Source organism: Haliscomenobacter sp., from assembly GCF_965225875.1.
Lineage (GTDB): Bacteria > Bacteroidota > Bacteroidia > Chitinophagales > Saprospiraceae > Haliscomenobacter.
In genome coordinates, this window is the sequence record NZ_CBDDBS010000002.1 from 50030 (window position 1) to 65261 (window position 15232).

Here is a 15232-nt window from a genome sequence, read left to right on the forward strand (position 1 = left end):
TTCAACAGAATATTGTTGTTGTAAAAAGTCAAAATAATCCATGTTTTTAATAAGATCGTCAAGCAATAGGTAGCGCGGATAATCGAATTTTGTGTCATCAAAATCTTTGATGATAATTGAAAATTTGGTAAAAATGACGATTGGATTGATTTTAACTCGGAATAATCCTAAGCAGCTTATCCACTTGCTGAAAAGTAAAAAGCGATGGATTTTCCTAGGTTTATATGCCCTTATCTGGCAGCTAAGTACCGCCCAGGAGTCTTTTGTAAGCTGGAACAACAACGAACTAACGCTCAAGAATTCCTTGGTTCAGCGGAGCATCAAACTCCCTGCCCCTACTGGTAGCATCAGCACCAAAGTGTACAAACCCACCCAGGGCGAGTTCAACTATTTTGAGCAAAATAGTCCTGAATTTCAATTTGAATACAACGAAAAAGTATACTCGGGCCTGGGAGAATGGACCTTGCAAAACATCCAGAAAATCACCGATACCAAGGCTGGCCAAGGGGCCTCAGTTACCCTTTTGAGTCAGGACAAACAGTTGGAACTGACCCTGCATTACCTGCTTTATCCTCAATCCCCGGCGCTGCGCAAAAAATTAAGCATCAAAAATCTGTCTTCCAGTACCGCTGCCTTAGAATCGGTAGACGTTGAAAAATTGAAGCTTGGCACATACGCCCCCAATACTTATAGCTGGGTGTTCAGCGATTATGGACGCCGACGTTCCCTTGGTCCTTACGAAGGCAACAAACAGGACGCGCTGGTTATGGTGTACAATCCTGAATGGAAACAGGGCATCGTCATTGGCAATGAAGCCCCTGGTGTGTTGAAACGAACCTCGGTGTTTTGGGAAAAACCCGAACTGTGCGCCGGACTCAGCCACAAAAACGCCGCATTCCCTTTTCGCAAATGGTTAAAGCCCGGCGAGTCTTTTGAAACGCCGCCCGTTTTTACCATCGTGTACAACAACCAGAAAGACCCCGATGAGGTGTTGAATACCGCCGTGCCGGATTTCATACGCAAACACATGGGCATCCGATTGTCAGAATTGACCGAAAAACCCACCTTTGTTTACAATACCTGGCGGCCCTTCAAAAGCAACATCAACGAGGCTTTGATCAAAGAACTCGCGGCAGCGGCCGCTGCCGCGGGTATGAAGGAATTTGTGATCGACGATGGTTGGCAGGACAATTGGGGGGATTGGGGCATCGATAAGCAAAAATTCCCCAATGGACTCAAACCGGTTTTTGATTACATCAAGTCCCTGGGCATGAAACCCGGATTATGGGTCAGCGTAGGCAGCGCTAGCCCGAAAAGTAAAGTGTACCAAGAGCATCCCCAATGGTTTGTTCAGGATCAACAGGGCAAACCTACCTCCCTTCTTTTATATGGTGATACCGATAAGTATACTGCCTGTTTTGGCACCGCCTGGTATCAACACATCAAAACCATCCTTAGTCGCTTGGTTAGCGAATATGGTTTGGAGTACCTCAAACTGGACTTTGCCATCGTGACCAGTCCTTATCGTTTTGATTCGGCTGGATCGGGCTGTTACGCTACGGGACACCCTGGACACCAGGACCACCATGAATCACTCTACACAAATTACGAATTCATGTGGCAGCTTTTTGATGAACTGCACGCGTTGAATCCCAAGTTGTTCATCGACTGTACTTTTGAAACCATGGGTGGCCTGCAATTGATCGACTATGCCATGCTGAAACACGCGGAGGGCAATTGGTTGTCCAATTTTTACGAGTTGAACCAGGACGGTGACCTGCGCGTACGCAACATGGCCTGGTGGCGCTCCCCCGCAATGGCCGCTACCGCTTTGGTGATCGGCAACCTGGCGATGCAAGACACAGGTTGGGAAACCCATATCCAATCCCTGGCAGGAGCGTTACCGATCATGTTGGGCGACCCTAGAAAGTTATCACCAACGGATTTAAAAAAATACCGTGCTTATGCCGACTGGCTGCAAGCTATGGCCCTACGGCACGACATCATGAGCTACCGCCAGGACTTGCCCGGCTTTGCTGAGCCCAAAGAAGGCGGCTGGGATGGATTTCAACGCATCAATACCGAAACCCGCTCTGGAGGAATCATCGGTGTGTTTAGGCACGGTGCCCGAAATGATAGCCAGCAGGTGTACCTCAATTACCTGGATCCCAACAAAACTTACCTGGTTCAGGAAGCCATCACGGGCCAAACTATCCTGCGGGCCACGGGCAAACAGCTGGCTGAATTGGGATTTGGAGTGAAAATCAAAGCAACTTATGGCGGCCAACTTTTTGGCATCAGTGCTCAATAATTGAAAATCTATCAATACCGTAAACATGCAACGCCAAACCTTAACTTCGGCTCAAATCGAGCAATACCATCAGGATGGTTATTTAACCCTGCACGGATTTTTCAGCGCAGCTGAAATTTCCAAATTGTACCACATTGCCATTGAAGATAATGCCATCAGCAAACATGCCATCAACGTCAACGATAGTACGGGCAAACGCAGCAAATTGGCCTTGTGGTACAAGCCAGGCAATGACGCCTATGGCTTGCTGACCCGGGGCAAAAGTTTGGTAGATGCCGTAGATAAAGTATTGGCAGGTGAGGCCGCAGTATGCCATTTTCACTCCAAATTGATGCAAAAGGAACCGCAGGTTGGTGGTGCTTGGGAATGGCATCAGGACTACGGCTATTGGTACAAAAATGAATTTTTATTGCCCGATCAAATGATGTCAGTCATGGTGGCCATTACCGAAGCCAATCGGGCTAATGGTTGTTTGCAAGTCATCCGTGGCTCCCATAAAATGGGGCGGGTAGAACATGGATTTTCCGGCGAACAAGTTGGCGCAGCCGCTCGCTACGTTGAATTGGCGCTCAAAACCATGGAATTGGTGTACGTTGAATTGGAGCCGGGTGATGTCCTCCTCTTCCACAGCAATTTGTTGCACCGCTCCGATGCCAATCTCTCGGACCGCCCGCGCTGGTCCATGATTTCCTGCTACAATCGGGCCTCGAATATTGGCTACAATGAATCTTCTTCCGCTTCTTCCAGCATTACCCCAATCGATATTGTGCCCGACGATGCCCTCTTGCAAGAGCAGCTCACTGGTCTGCATGAAGCGGACGCCGATTTTTTACAAAAAGAAGCCGACGTCGCGCTGAAGTAAACTTCGTATCCTAGTTCAAAAACCGCCAAATGCGTAGCCAAAACTGGTAATTTGATAATTGTATTTGGCAGTCTTACCCCCGTTGAAAAAAATCTAAAAAATCTTTAATAAGAAAAAGTTATCCAATTGGTCAATCAAAAATAAATTGCATGCAGCGCAGAACATTCATTAAAAAGGCTTCAATTGCCAGTGCAGGAGGGTTAACCATCCTTAACTTTCCGGTATTTGGCAAAAATGCACCCAGCAACAAAGTCTTGGTCGCCGTAATGGGAGTCAACAGCCGTGGGGCTTACCACGCCGAAAAATTTGCTGAAATCCCCGGCGTAGAGGTAGCTTACCTCTGCGACGTGGAAGATGGTGCAATCAAAAGAGGGTTAAACGCGGTCAAAAATGCCGCTCGGAAGCCCACGGTAGAAAAAGACATCCGCAAGTTGGTCAGCAAAAATGACTTCGATGCCCTTGTCATCGCTGCGCCCGACCACTGGCACGCTCCGGCGACCCTCCTTGGCCTGGCCAACGGCAAACACGTTTACGTTGAAAAGCCTTGCAGCCACAATCCTCAGGAAGGTGAAATGCTGATCGCAGCGCAAAAAAAATATGGCAAAACTGTCCAGGTAGGCAGCCAGCGTCGCTCCTTCCCTACCCTGATCGAAGCCGTAAAAGAAGTACGCGGTGGCTTGATTGGTAACCCCTACATGGCCAAAGCCTGGTACACCAATTCGCGCAAATCGATTGGAATAGGAAAATCTATCCCGGTGCCAACTACCCTGGATTTTGACCTATGGCAAGGCCCTGCACCCCGTAAGGCCTACCAGGACAATCTGGTGCACTACAACTGGCACTGGTTTTGGCACTGGGGTACGGGTGAAGCCTGCAACAATGGGAATCATGAGATCGATTGTTGTCGCTGGTTTTTGGGAGTCGACTTCCCGACCAAGGTAACCTCGGCAGGTGGGCGCTACGCCTTTAAAGACGATTGGGAAACCCCCGATACGCAAATTGCTTCCTTTGAATTTGGGAACAATAAAACAATCACTTGGGAAGGCCGCAGTTGCAACTCCTACCCCATCGAAGGCAGTGGCCGTGGTTTCATCATCTACGGAGACAAAGGTACACTCGTCAACTATGGTGGTGGGGATTACAAAGTATTCGATACGGCCGACAAGCTAGTCAAAGAAATCAAATCAAACGTCAAGGCTGATCCAAACAATACGGTGAGCGCCAGCGGCAATGCCGACATGTACCACCTGAGCAACTTTATCGAAAGTGTACGTGGAAATGCAACGGTTACTGCCTCAGTTGCAGAAGGCCATCGCAGTGTACTGCTTTGCCACCTGGCCAACATCGCCCAACGCACAGGAACAACCCTGCAATGCGACCCACAAAATGGACGCATCCTTAACAACAAAGCTGCCACAAAATTGTGGGGGCGGACTTACGAAAAAGGCTGGGAAATGACGGTTTAAAACCACCACTGAAAGGATAAACGTATGGATTTTTTCAAAAAACCGGGTTTGAGCCTCTGTGCAGCCTTACTCATCCTGGCAGGTTATACGCAGCAAGCAACGCCCAATCAATTGTCCAACAAGGAAAAGAAACAAGGCTGGACTTTGTTGTTTGATGGAAAATCGAGCAATGGCTGGATGAAAGCCAATGGCAGCCCCTTTCCTGAAAAAGGCTGGCTGATTCAAAATGGGGTCTTAATGGTTTCGGAACATCAAAATCAGAAAACTTTAAAAAGAGGACATGGAACACTTAAAAGCAATGCAGTCAATCTACACCTTGTTTTTTGTACTGACCCTTCAGGTCGGTTTTGCCCAAACCTACAACGTCACCACATTTGGTGCCAAAGGGGATGGCAAAACCCTGAATACCCGGGCGATTCAAACCGCCATTGACCGCTGTTTTAGCCAGGGTGGTGGTGAGGTGATTGTGCCCGCTGGAAAATATTATACCGGAACCCTGTTTTTAAAATCCAGAGTTTACCTCCATCTCATGCCCGGTGCCGTGATTCAGGGCAGCAGCAATCCACTGGATTATCCCGAATACAATATTCTGGCTGCCAAAAAATTTAGCACCATTATCCACAATGGTTTATTTGTGGAAACCATGAAGGCACTCATCATTGCCGATCAGGCCGAACAGGTGGGGATCATTGGTAAAGGTACAGTTCAAGGCTCGGGAGATGCTGCTGTTTTTAAGTTGGGGGTCAATACCGATGGCCGCCCCAAAAACCTGTTTTTCTTGCGCTGCACAGATGTCTTATTGCGCGATGTCCATATTTTAAATGCAGCCCAGATCACCATTTCTGTCTCCGGCTGCAAAAAAGTCAACCTCGATGGGATTTTTGTGCAAAGCAAGTTCAATTACAATTGTGATGGCATTGACGTCGACGCCCAGGATGTGACCATCTCCAATTGCATCATCGACTCTGAAGACGATGCCCTGTGTTTCAAAAGTGAATACCTGGACAAGTTCTGTGAAAACATCAGCGTCAGCAATTGTGTCATTTCCTCGCTTTGCAACGCCATCAAGTTGGGCACCGGATCAAGAGCTGGCTTTCGCAACATCACGGTCAACAATTGTGTGGTCAAAAAGCCCTCCTTCAAGTTTCAGCGCTGGAAAATGACCCCCAATATTGTACACCTGCCCGACACCCAAAGTGTGAATTGTGGCATTGTCGTTCTAGGTGTGGATGGTGGTTTGGTCGAAAACATCCACTTTTCCAATATTGTCATGACCGATGTCCTCAGCCCAATTTTTGTGCGGGTCGGCAAACGTTTTTTGAACCCCGATCAGCAACCCTCCGTCATGCGGAACATCAGCATCCATAACATTAGGGCGGAATGTCGCAGCATTATCCCCAGCATCATCGCTGGCCTGGAGGAAAGCCCGATTGAACAACTGGAACTCTCCGACTTGCAAATCAGCATCGTGATTGCAGTGGGTGCCGATTCTTTGAAGACCATTCCGTCCATCATCCCGGAAAATCTCAAGGGCTATCCTGAAAACCGCCAAACCTTTGGCATGAAACTGCCTTCCAACGCCTTTTATGTCCGCCATGTCAAAGGGCTAAGCATGCGAAATATCACGGTGCATTATCCCGACACTGAGGCCAGACCTACCTTTTATTTTGACGACACCAAAGCAATAAAACTAAAAAACGTGCTGCTCAATGGCCATTACCTGGAGACTAAGCCTGCTCTGTTGGTGCAAAAAGACAGCGAAGCTATTGAGGTCATACACTGAACCTGTTTTGTACAATCTCGTTTCCCAAAAAGGAAAACGATGAGCTGCATCACTTTTGAATAACCAAAAGCAATCGATTAACATCAGACCATCATGAAATACCTCATTTGTTTTTTCTGTCTACTTGCTTGGCTTCCATTTATACAAGCCCAGGACATCAAATCTTGTACAGCCACCTTAAAAAACGACACGTTATACATATCCAACAATCTGATTTCCAGAACCTACCTCTGGAATCAAGGCAACCTCATTTCACGTGCATTAAGTGACAAAGCCAACCGAAAAACCTGGCTAATGAGCAGCAATAAACCAGACTTGATCTTCCCGGGGCAAGGCGAAAAGGTGGAAAATGCCCGCTTTGAGGCAAAACTTGTTCCCAAAACCTCGGTTACGCCCGAGTACCTGAGCGCCGAAGTCACTTATTTTTTGGATAAACTGGAAGTCAAACGGGTGTTTCGTATTTATCCCGATTGCCCGGCTATTGCCTGCGATCTCTATTTTCGGGGCAGCTCAAATGCAGTTTGGCTACAGCCGGGCACCAACCTGGCCGACATGGTCAACCTCGAAAAATTGAGCGCCAGCACCGCCGGGAGCAATACCCCGGTGATTGAAAAAGTAGAGCTACCCGGTCGGCATTGGCGTCTGGATGCCGTGGAGTTTTATGACATTACCGACCGCTTCAACAACCTGGTGAACACCGTTCGAGCCATCTCATACCGACCTAATCTGTACCGTGGCAACCTGCTTTTTGCCCATGACAATACCAGCAACTACGGGGTATTTTTGCTCAAAGAAGCTCCTACTTCCAATGTACAGTTGGCCTACCCTGGCGGCGACTTCCTCACCGAGTTCGGTACCCTGCGGGTCATTGGTGCGGGCTTGAATCCGGCTGATTTACACCCTTTGGAGTGGCGACGCGGCTATGGATTTGTAACCGGCGTGTATGCAGGTGATCCCAACAATCGGTACAAAGCCCTGCGTACCTACCAACGCAAACTGCGCATCCATGTGCCTGGACGCGACGAAATGGTACTCATGAACACCTGGGGTGATCGCGGTCAGGATACCCGGGTCAGCGAAAAGTTTGCCTTGCTGGAATTGGAAGCGGGTGCTAAACTGGGCATTACCCATTTTCAACTGGACGATGGCTGGCAATTGGGGCGTTCTTCTAATTCTGCGTTCAAAGGGGGATCTTTGGAAAAAATCTGGGACAATCCTAAATACTGGGAACCACATCCTGAAAAATTCCCCAATGGGCTCGCTCCCGTAGTAAAAAAAGGCAAAGAACTGGGCATTGAGGTTTGCCTGTGGTTCAATCCCAGTAGAGACAACAGCAATGAATATTGGGAAAAAGACGCTGATGTCTTGATCGGAATCTACCAGAAATATGGCATCCGTACGTTCAAAATTGATGGGGTGGCATTGCCGGATAAACTGGCAGAGGTGAATTTTCGGAAGTTTCTGGACAAAGTCAGCCAGGCTACAGATCATCAGGTGGTGTTCAACCTGGATGTAACCGCCAACCGCCGGGGAGGCTACCACTACCTCAATGAGTATGGCAATATTTTTTTGGAAAACCGCTATACGGATTGGACCAATTATTACCCCTACACTACCCTGCGCAACTTGTGGATGTTGTCGAAATACGTCCCGGCACAAAACTTTCAGATTGAGTTTTTGAACAAATGGCGCAACCTGGATAAATACCCGGCCAATGACCCTTTTGCCCCCAACAACTACTCTTTTGATTATCTTTTTGCCATTGCGATGTTTGCCCAGCCCCTGGCCTGGTTTGAGGCTACAGGGCTGCCACCAGAGGCGTCTTCGACTTCTAAGCTGATAAAGACCTACCTCCAGCACAATACCAAAATTCACGCTGGCCAAATTTTCCCGATCGGCAACGAACCGGATGGCCTGCAATGGACGGGCTTCCAATCGATCGGCAATGCCCAATCTGGGTACCTCCTGGTGTTTCGTGAGGCGACCACGGAAGCCAGAAAGGCCGTAAAAACTTGGTTGCCTACGGGCAAAAAAGTAAAATGTACGCTGATCGCTGGTGCCGGGAAATCTTTTGAAGCCCTGGTTCAAGCCGAAGGTAGTGTCACCTTTGAATTGTCCAGTAAAAACAGTTTTGCTTTGTACCAATATTCAATCACCGAAAAGTAAAGCCATGCTGTGTTTGTGGTTTGTTTTCATCAATTTATTGAACTTGGTCTGGCCAGAGTTTCCAATTCAACCAGGCAAGTTCAACCAGATTAATCCAGGCTTAGGGGTTTCTCAACCAAAAGTAGCACCCTCCACTCAGATTGATACCGGGAAATCACCCTTCTTGCCCGCGCCACTGACGCTGGAAGGCGCTCCCCCGCCCCGCAAGCTGCGCGAGGTGGAGCAAATTCTGGGCACAGCCTTAAAAAATAAAAACAACAAAAAACTGGCAGAGCTTCGTATCGTACTTTGTGCCGCAGAGAAAGATCCGAGCCATACAAAAGTAGGCTTGCACGATTATCCGCTGTGGCAGTCCCGCTGGACCAGATTGTTGAATATGGCCCAGCACGTTGAAGCAGAACCCGCTATCCATTGGCCCAGCCCCGAACAATGGCAAAATGCCGACCTCATCGTATTCAACTCCTATAACCCAACTTGGAGTTTGGAAAAAGATTCGCTGAAGCTCAAAGACCGGAGTCAGGAACTGGAACAATTCCTGGCTCGCGGCGGCGGCCTCGTCTTTATTCATTTTGCCTTAAATGCTGGGCCCAATGGACCCAATGCCAAAGCTTTGGCCAACTATACGGGTCTGGCCTTACATCGGGGGCATACCCGTTATAAACTGACCAAAGAATGGCTAATTGATCCCAGCCACCCCTTGGCTAAAGGCTTTAGCAACTTGCAGATTCCAGATGAATGTTACTGGGACTTTGCGGGGAATCTTGATTCACGGGCGAAGGTTTTGGCCAATAACCTGCAAGAGGAGAATTTGCGACCCCAAATGTGGACGCTGGAGCACTGCGCAGGGCGGGTCTTTGTGAGCGTGCCTGGCCACCATACCTGGACTTTTGATGATCCCCTGTATCGGATTCTCATCTTCAGGGGCATGATGTGGGCTACTCGTCAACCTATGGATCGTTTGGCCCCGCTGAGCATCTTGGGTGCTCGGGTAGAACCATAAATCTCACTTCCAAGACGATTTAAATCTGCGTCATTTTTAAACCTATCTTTTTGAGCATCCTGTTTTTCAATTGCTTATTTCTTAAAAATCCTTTCCACAGAAAAAAAATGTAAAAAAAAGGCCATCCGCTTTAGGGAAATTTGTCAATTAGAGAACCTTAGGCACGATGAAAAAATAAATTTACAGAATTGACTCGGCTATTTTTTGATTTGGCAAGGCATGAGGAAGGCGCATAGCGAGCCTACGCAACTGAAGGGTAACGATGCAAAATCAAAAAAGTGTCCAGGCAAAATGTAAATTTATTTTTTCATCGTGCCTTAGCCCATCAAACCTACATCGACTCATGCAATATGGCCAACTGCCCGATGATGCCTTAACTGACTTATTAAAAAAGGACGATGCGCGTGCTTTCCAGGCCATCTACCATCGGCATTGGCAGCACCTGTATGGCTTTGTTTATTTGCAGTTGGGCAATCGCGAAGACGCGGAAGAGATTGTGCATGAGATCATGACGCGGCTCTGGCAAAATCGACAGCAATCCAATATCCAAAACCTGGGGCTTTACCTGTTTATCGCTGCCCGCAATCAATGCAACAAATTGATCAAATCCCAGATCAACCTCCGCAAGTTCAGAGAATACCAGATTTTACACGAAGTGATGGAAAGTTACGATACCGAAAACCTCATCCGGCACAATGATTTGGTTCGTGCCATTGAAGAAGTGATGAAAAGAATGCCCGAAAAAACTGCCCATGTTTTTAGAATGAGCAAAATCGAAGAGTTGCCGAACAAAATCATTGCTGAACAACTGTCCTTGAGCGAAAAAGCGGTAGAGTACCACATCACCAAATCGCTCAAAATCCTACGTCAACACCTGCAAGATTTTTCATCCAACAACTAAGTATTCCATGACCCAACGAGAATTCGATCAATTGTCGGAAAAATACTTGCGCGGCGCTTGCAGCCCTGAAGAAATACGCTTATTGGAGACTTGGTACCAGGCCCAATACGAGTCGAGCCAGCAAACCGAGCTCTTTGCGGATACTCAAGCCTTAACAACTACCGAAAAACGCCTATGGCAACGCATCCAAAACAGCACTCAAATGGATAGAGGCCGTAGGCACCTTTTGTTCAGCTTACGCATTGTGGCGGGACTTGCTGCTACCTTGTTGTTGCTTTTGGGTTATTTCTATTGGCAAAATCAGGCTACCGCACAAAAAAACTACAGCGAACTTGCCCAACAACAGGGCATCGAAAGCATCAATACCTCCCAACACCGCCAAAAACTGGTTTTAGCAGATGGGAGTAGCATCATTTTGGAAAAGAATGCCAGCATTGTGGTAGATGAACACTACGGGCGACGCACCCGCAAGGTGTATTTGCAAGGTGAAGCCTATTTTGAAGTAAAACCCAATCCCCAAAAACCTTTTCTGGTATTTACCGAAAGTTTGGTTACAGAGGTGCTTGGCACCAGTTTTCGCATCAAGCCCCAGGTCCTGCAAAAAACCATCGAAGTATCGGTGCACAGTGGGCGGGTTTCGGTTTACACCACTGAAACTTTACCCAACAAAAAGCGCAATGGCCTGATCTTGACCCCCAACCAAAAAGGAATTTTTCACCAGGAATCCAAAATCATCCAGCAAGCCATTGTGGATGCGCCTCAGGTTTTGATCCCGGATTTGGCCCATGCTGATTTCCAATTTGAGGATACATCTCTGGAGCAAATTGCCCGCATCATGCAAAAGGTATATGGCATTGAATTGGTGCTGACCAATGAGCACATTCGCTCCTGTAAGTTTACAGGCAATTTGAATGGTTTAAGCTTGCAAAAACAATTGGATCTGCTCTGTGGCTCCTTCAACATTGCCTACGAAATCCGGGGAACTTCGGTATTCATCCTCGGCGACCATTGTGAATAAAAAGAAAGAGCCGATAATGTTGGCGCATTATCGGCTTGCCGTGTACTACTGGCCAAAATAAACACTTTGGCCGCGTTCGTCACAACGTGGTAGTACACCCGTTTTCAAGTCTTTTCCAAACTTAAAACAGTCCAATTTATGAAGAAAAATTTACCCATTCCAAAAATCCTTTGGAAGCTTATGCAATTTTCAGTCCATCAACTGCTGCTTTGCATCCTGTTTTCAGGTATCCTCTACGGGCACAAGTCCTTGGGGCAGGATGTATTGGATCGCTCGGTATCTATCGTAGCCAAAGATTTGGGAATCAAAAAAATACTCCACCTTTTGGAAAAAAAGGCAGATGTACGTTTTGTCTACAGTTCCAATGCCATCGATGCCGCTTATAAAACCAGTATCCAAGCCAACAATAAAAAGTTAGAATCCATTCTCAAAGAACTCTTTATCAACAGTGGCATCCATTTTTCAGTAGTGGATAATTTTATTGTGCTGAAAAAAACCAAGCACAGCATCGGGAGCAGCCCCAAAATTGGGCAGCGCCAAAAAAGCAGCTACCTTGGCCCCGAACGCCTCGTCACTGGTACGGTCCGGGACGAAAAAGGGGAGCCTCTCATCGGGGTAAGTATTTTGATCAAGGGAAGTTCAACGGGCACCGCTACCGATGAGTCTGGTAATTTTCAACTCTCTATCCCCGATCAAGACAATGTTGTATTGGTCTTTACCTATGTTGGATTTATATCACTGGAAGAGGTGGTTGGCCCGCGCAGCAATTTATCCATTCAGCTAAAAGAAGACAGCAAAAGCCTCAAAGAAGTAGTGGTCATTGGTTACGGCGAGCGCCAACGCCGCGATTTGACCGGAGCAGTATCCGTAGTCAATTCGGAAGACATCACCAAAGCCAAGGCCATCAATCCTGAGCTTTCCATGCAAGGGCGTTTGGCGGGAGTGTTTGTAGGTTCAGCAGGTGGCGCACCCAATGCCCGCCCAACGGTGCGTATCCGTGGCGTCAATACACTGGGTAACAACGAACCTCTCTACGTTATCGACGGCGTGCCCGTTACGGAATTTGCCAACGGTGCCACGCAGGCCAATTCGGCTCAAGCTGGCGATATTCGGGGTACGATCAACGTGCTCAGTTTGATCAACCCCGATGACATTGAGTCTATTTCGGTGCTCAAAGATGCCTCTGCCGCAGCCATTTATGGCGTTCGTGCGGCCAATGGTGTAGTGATCATCACTACCAAAAAAGGCAAACTGGGCAAACCTAAAGTTGAAATCTCCGCTTCACGAGGCATTCAAAATTTGCCCAAAGTTTTTGAAGTACTCAGCGTCAGCGAATATGTAAACCTGGTCCGCGAAGCTTATGCCAACAACCCGGCTCAGGCCAATAACCTCCCCAATTTTTACAAAGAGGGCAATGCCGCTTACCTCGGTAATCAAACCACTACCGATTGGCAAAAGGCCATCATCAACCAAGACGCAGTAACCGAAGATTACAGCGCCAAGGTATCGGGTGGCAGTGAAGGGACGAACTACTATTTCTCTGCGGGCTTTGCCAATACCGAAAGTCCCATCATCGAGAACAACCTCAAACGTTACTCCTTGGCCACCAACATCAGCAGCCGCATCGGCAAGCGACTGGAAATAGGCCTGACCAACCGCACCAGCTTTGTAGAAGCCCTGGACAATTCACAAACCGACCTGTCCTCTGCCTGGCGATACGTACCCTGGCAACCCATTAAGGATCAACAAGGAGGTTTGGCCAATGTGGTCAACCCCACTTTCACTCCCAATCCCAATTTTAATCCGACCCTGGTCAGCCCCGGTTCACCTTTCAACGTCAGCAACAATGCCTTGCTTTACGGCACAGGAACCCGCTCCAATGTATTTGGCTTGCATGACGTGCGACAAACCGATTACAACCTGCTGCGCGTTTTGGGTTCCGCCTATGCCCAATTGGAAATATTGAAGGGCCTAAAACTAAAAGGTACATTGAGTACAGACTTGTATACCAATACCCGCAATGTTTGGCAGGCCATTGAAGCGTACCGTTATATTTCTCCCTTTTCCAACACTTATGCAGGTACCAATGGCACCTCCAAAGGCTCCTACAACCAACGTATTTCACGCAATTACAACCTGGTTAAGGAATTTTCGATCAATTATGCCCGCGATTTTGCCGGGCACCGCATCGACCTCTTGCTCAATGCCATGGATCAGGTATATGGCAATTCCTTTACCCAAGCCAACAATACCCAAATCAATTCCGACAACCCTGACGCACGTACCTTGCTCAATACACCACCCTTTTCTACCGCTTTGGTCATCAAGGAAAACAATGCCCTCCAGGGCTACATGGCACGAGTGAGTTACAACTACAAAAGCAAATACTACCTGGATGCCACTCTACGCCGCGATGGTACTTCCCGTTTTGCGGAAGATTATCGTTGGGGGATGTTCCCCTCTTTGGCGTTGGCCTGGCGCATCAGTGCCGAACCTTTTCTCAAGGGCCAGGACTGGCTGTCGGACCTTAAAATCCGCGCCGGGATTGGTGAACTAGGCAACCAGGAGACCCGCCTCTTTGCCTACCTTTCTCAAGTGAATTTCAACCCCGACTACGCCTATGGTTCTGGCGTCAATGGTGATGCTTTTGGCGCATTGGCCAATGGTATTCGTTTGCCCGATTTTCCGGTAGAAAATCTGTCCTGGGAACGGGTTTTGACCAGGAACATCGGCTTTGATGCTGCATTTTTTGACAACAAACTGACGGCTACTGTAGAGTATTACGACAAACTGACTTCCGGGATTTTGCAGGCAGTGACCCTCCCTCCCAGTGTGGGTTTGGATGCTGGGTTTTCACCCGTTAACAACATTGCCTCGGTGCGCAACAGCGGTGTAGAAGTGCAATTGGGTTTGAACGGAAATCTGGGTGCGGACCTGAGTTACACCGTATCCGGCAATTTTACCACCGTTCGCAATGAAGTGCGCGAGCTTTACCGCGATCTACCCTTTGGCAGCGATAGCCGTACCGAAATAGGACAACCCATCGGCTATTTCTTTGGATACAAAGTGGCGGGCGTGTACCAAAATCAGGCCGAAATAGATGCACGGGTGGCCAAGGATGGCATCAATGGAGACAAAGTAGTGCCTGGCGATCTTTACTTTCAAGACCTCAATGGCGATGGAGTCATCAATGCTGCTGGCGACCGGACTTTTTTGGGCAAAACCATCCCCGGCTTTTATTATGGCTTCAATGTTGGTTTGGCGTTTAAAGGCATTGACCTCTCTTTGTTTTTTCAGGGAATTGGCGATGTGCAGCGGGTCAACGACGAGCGCCGTGCGGGTGAGAGTATGAACAGCGAAAACATCAACTCCTGGACCTCCGTTAGTGGGCGTTGGACACCTACTACACCTTCAACAACCTTGCCTCGGGCAGTTATTGGTGACCCTGCCAGCAATACACGTTTCTCGGATCGCTGGATTGAAAATGCCGACTTTTTGCGTTTGCGCAACCTGCAGATTGGCTATACGCTGCCCAGTTCGCTGTTGAGCAAGCGTAAGTTGGTATCGAGTTGTCGCATTTACCTAACTGGAAATAACGTGTTCACGTTCACCAATTATTCCGGGCTGGATCCAGAGGTAGACAGTATCCCCCCTGCCCGTGCCTGGATTTTGGGCTTGAACTTTGCATTTTAAACCGATCTAGTATGACGCAAAAAATTACTTCC

Annotated in this window: 9 protein-coding genes; all 9 read left to right on the forward strand. The window is 48.1% G+C overall.

The genetic code is table 11. The annotated features are described in order from the left end of the window. Positions 1 to 133: 133 nt before the first annotated feature. The gene (locus tag ACO08K_RS03325) at positions 134 to 2311 is read left to right on the forward strand and encodes a glycoside hydrolase family 36 protein (protein ID WP_421794975.1); all 2178 of its coding nucleotides are present in this window, start codon (positions 134 to 136) and stop codon (positions 2309 to 2311) included. 25 nt (positions 2312 to 2336) lie between these two features. After that, positions 2337 to 3173, forward strand: a complete 837-nt coding sequence (locus ACO08K_RS03330) for a phytanoyl-CoA dioxygenase family protein (protein ID WP_421794976.1) — start codon at positions 2337 to 2339, stop codon at positions 3171 to 3173. Between the two features lie 149 nt (positions 3174 to 3322). Next, on the forward strand, positions 3323 to 4639 hold the full coding sequence (locus tag ACO08K_RS03335) for a Gfo/Idh/MocA family protein (protein ID WP_421794977.1): 1317 nt from the start codon (positions 3323 to 3325) through the stop codon (positions 4637 to 4639). 280 nt (positions 4640 to 4919) lie between these two features. After that, complete coding sequence (locus ACO08K_RS03340; RefSeq protein WP_421794978.1) at positions 4920 to 6422, forward strand: glycoside hydrolase family 28 protein; 1503 nt, start codon at positions 4920 to 4922, stop codon at positions 6420 to 6422. A 93-nt stretch (positions 6423 to 6515) separates the two neighbouring features. Beyond that, positions 6516 to 8588, forward strand: coding sequence for an alpha-galactosidase (locus tag ACO08K_RS03345; RefSeq protein ID WP_421794979.1), 2073 nt, complete (start codon positions 6516 to 6518; stop codon positions 8586 to 8588). A gap of 4 nt (positions 8589 to 8592) precedes the next feature. Further along, entirely contained in the window at positions 8593 to 9588 is a 996-nt protein-coding gene (locus ACO08K_RS03350) for a ThuA domain-containing protein (protein WP_421794980.1), read from the forward strand. A gap of 343 nt (positions 9589 to 9931) precedes the next feature. Continuing rightward, positions 9932 to 10489, forward strand: coding sequence for a sigma-70 family RNA polymerase sigma factor (locus ACO08K_RS03355; protein ID WP_421794981.1), 558 nt, complete (start codon positions 9932 to 9934; stop codon positions 10487 to 10489). A 7-nt stretch (positions 10490 to 10496) separates the two neighbouring features. Continuing rightward, on the forward strand, positions 10497 to 11507 hold the full coding sequence (locus ACO08K_RS03360) for a FecR family protein (RefSeq protein WP_421794982.1): 1011 nt from the start codon (positions 10497 to 10499) through the stop codon (positions 11505 to 11507). A 138-nt stretch (positions 11508 to 11645) separates the two neighbouring features. Beyond that, positions 11646 to 15200 carry a SusC/RagA family TonB-linked outer membrane protein gene (locus tag ACO08K_RS03365; RefSeq protein WP_421794983.1) on the forward strand — a complete coding sequence of 1185 codons (3555 nt, stop codon included), beginning with the start codon at positions 11646 to 11648 and terminating at the stop codon, positions 15198 to 15200. The last annotated feature ends 32 nt before the right edge of the window (positions 15201 to 15232 follow it).

Coding starts and splice junctions, on each gene's coding strand:
- ACO08K_RS03325 (WP_421794975.1), top strand. CDS start 134: ATGACGATTGGATTGATTTTAACTCGGAATAATCCTAAGCAGCTTATC.
- ACO08K_RS03330 (WP_421794976.1), top strand. CDS start 2,337: ATGCAACGCCAAACCTTAACTTCGGCTCAAATCGAGCAATACCATCAG.
- ACO08K_RS03335 (WP_421794977.1), top strand. CDS start 3,323: ATGCAGCGCAGAACATTCATTAAAAAGGCTTCAATTGCCAGTGCAGGA.
- ACO08K_RS03340 (WP_421794978.1), top strand. CDS start 4,920: ATGGAACACTTAAAAGCAATGCAGTCAATCTACACCTTGTTTTTTGTA.
- ACO08K_RS03345 (WP_421794979.1), top strand. CDS start 6,516: ATGAAATACCTCATTTGTTTTTTCTGTCTACTTGCTTGGCTTCCATTT.
- ACO08K_RS03350 (WP_421794980.1), top strand. CDS start 8,593: ATGCTGTGTTTGTGGTTTGTTTTCATCAATTTATTGAACTTGGTCTGG.
- ACO08K_RS03355 (WP_421794981.1), top strand. CDS start 9,932: ATGCAATATGGCCAACTGCCCGATGATGCCTTAACTGACTTATTAAAA.
- ACO08K_RS03360 (WP_421794982.1), top strand. CDS start 10,497: ATGACCCAACGAGAATTCGATCAATTGTCGGAAAAATACTTGCGCGGC.
- ACO08K_RS03365 (WP_421794983.1), top strand. CDS start 11,646: ATGAAGAAAAATTTACCCATTCCAAAAATCCTTTGGAAGCTTATGCAA.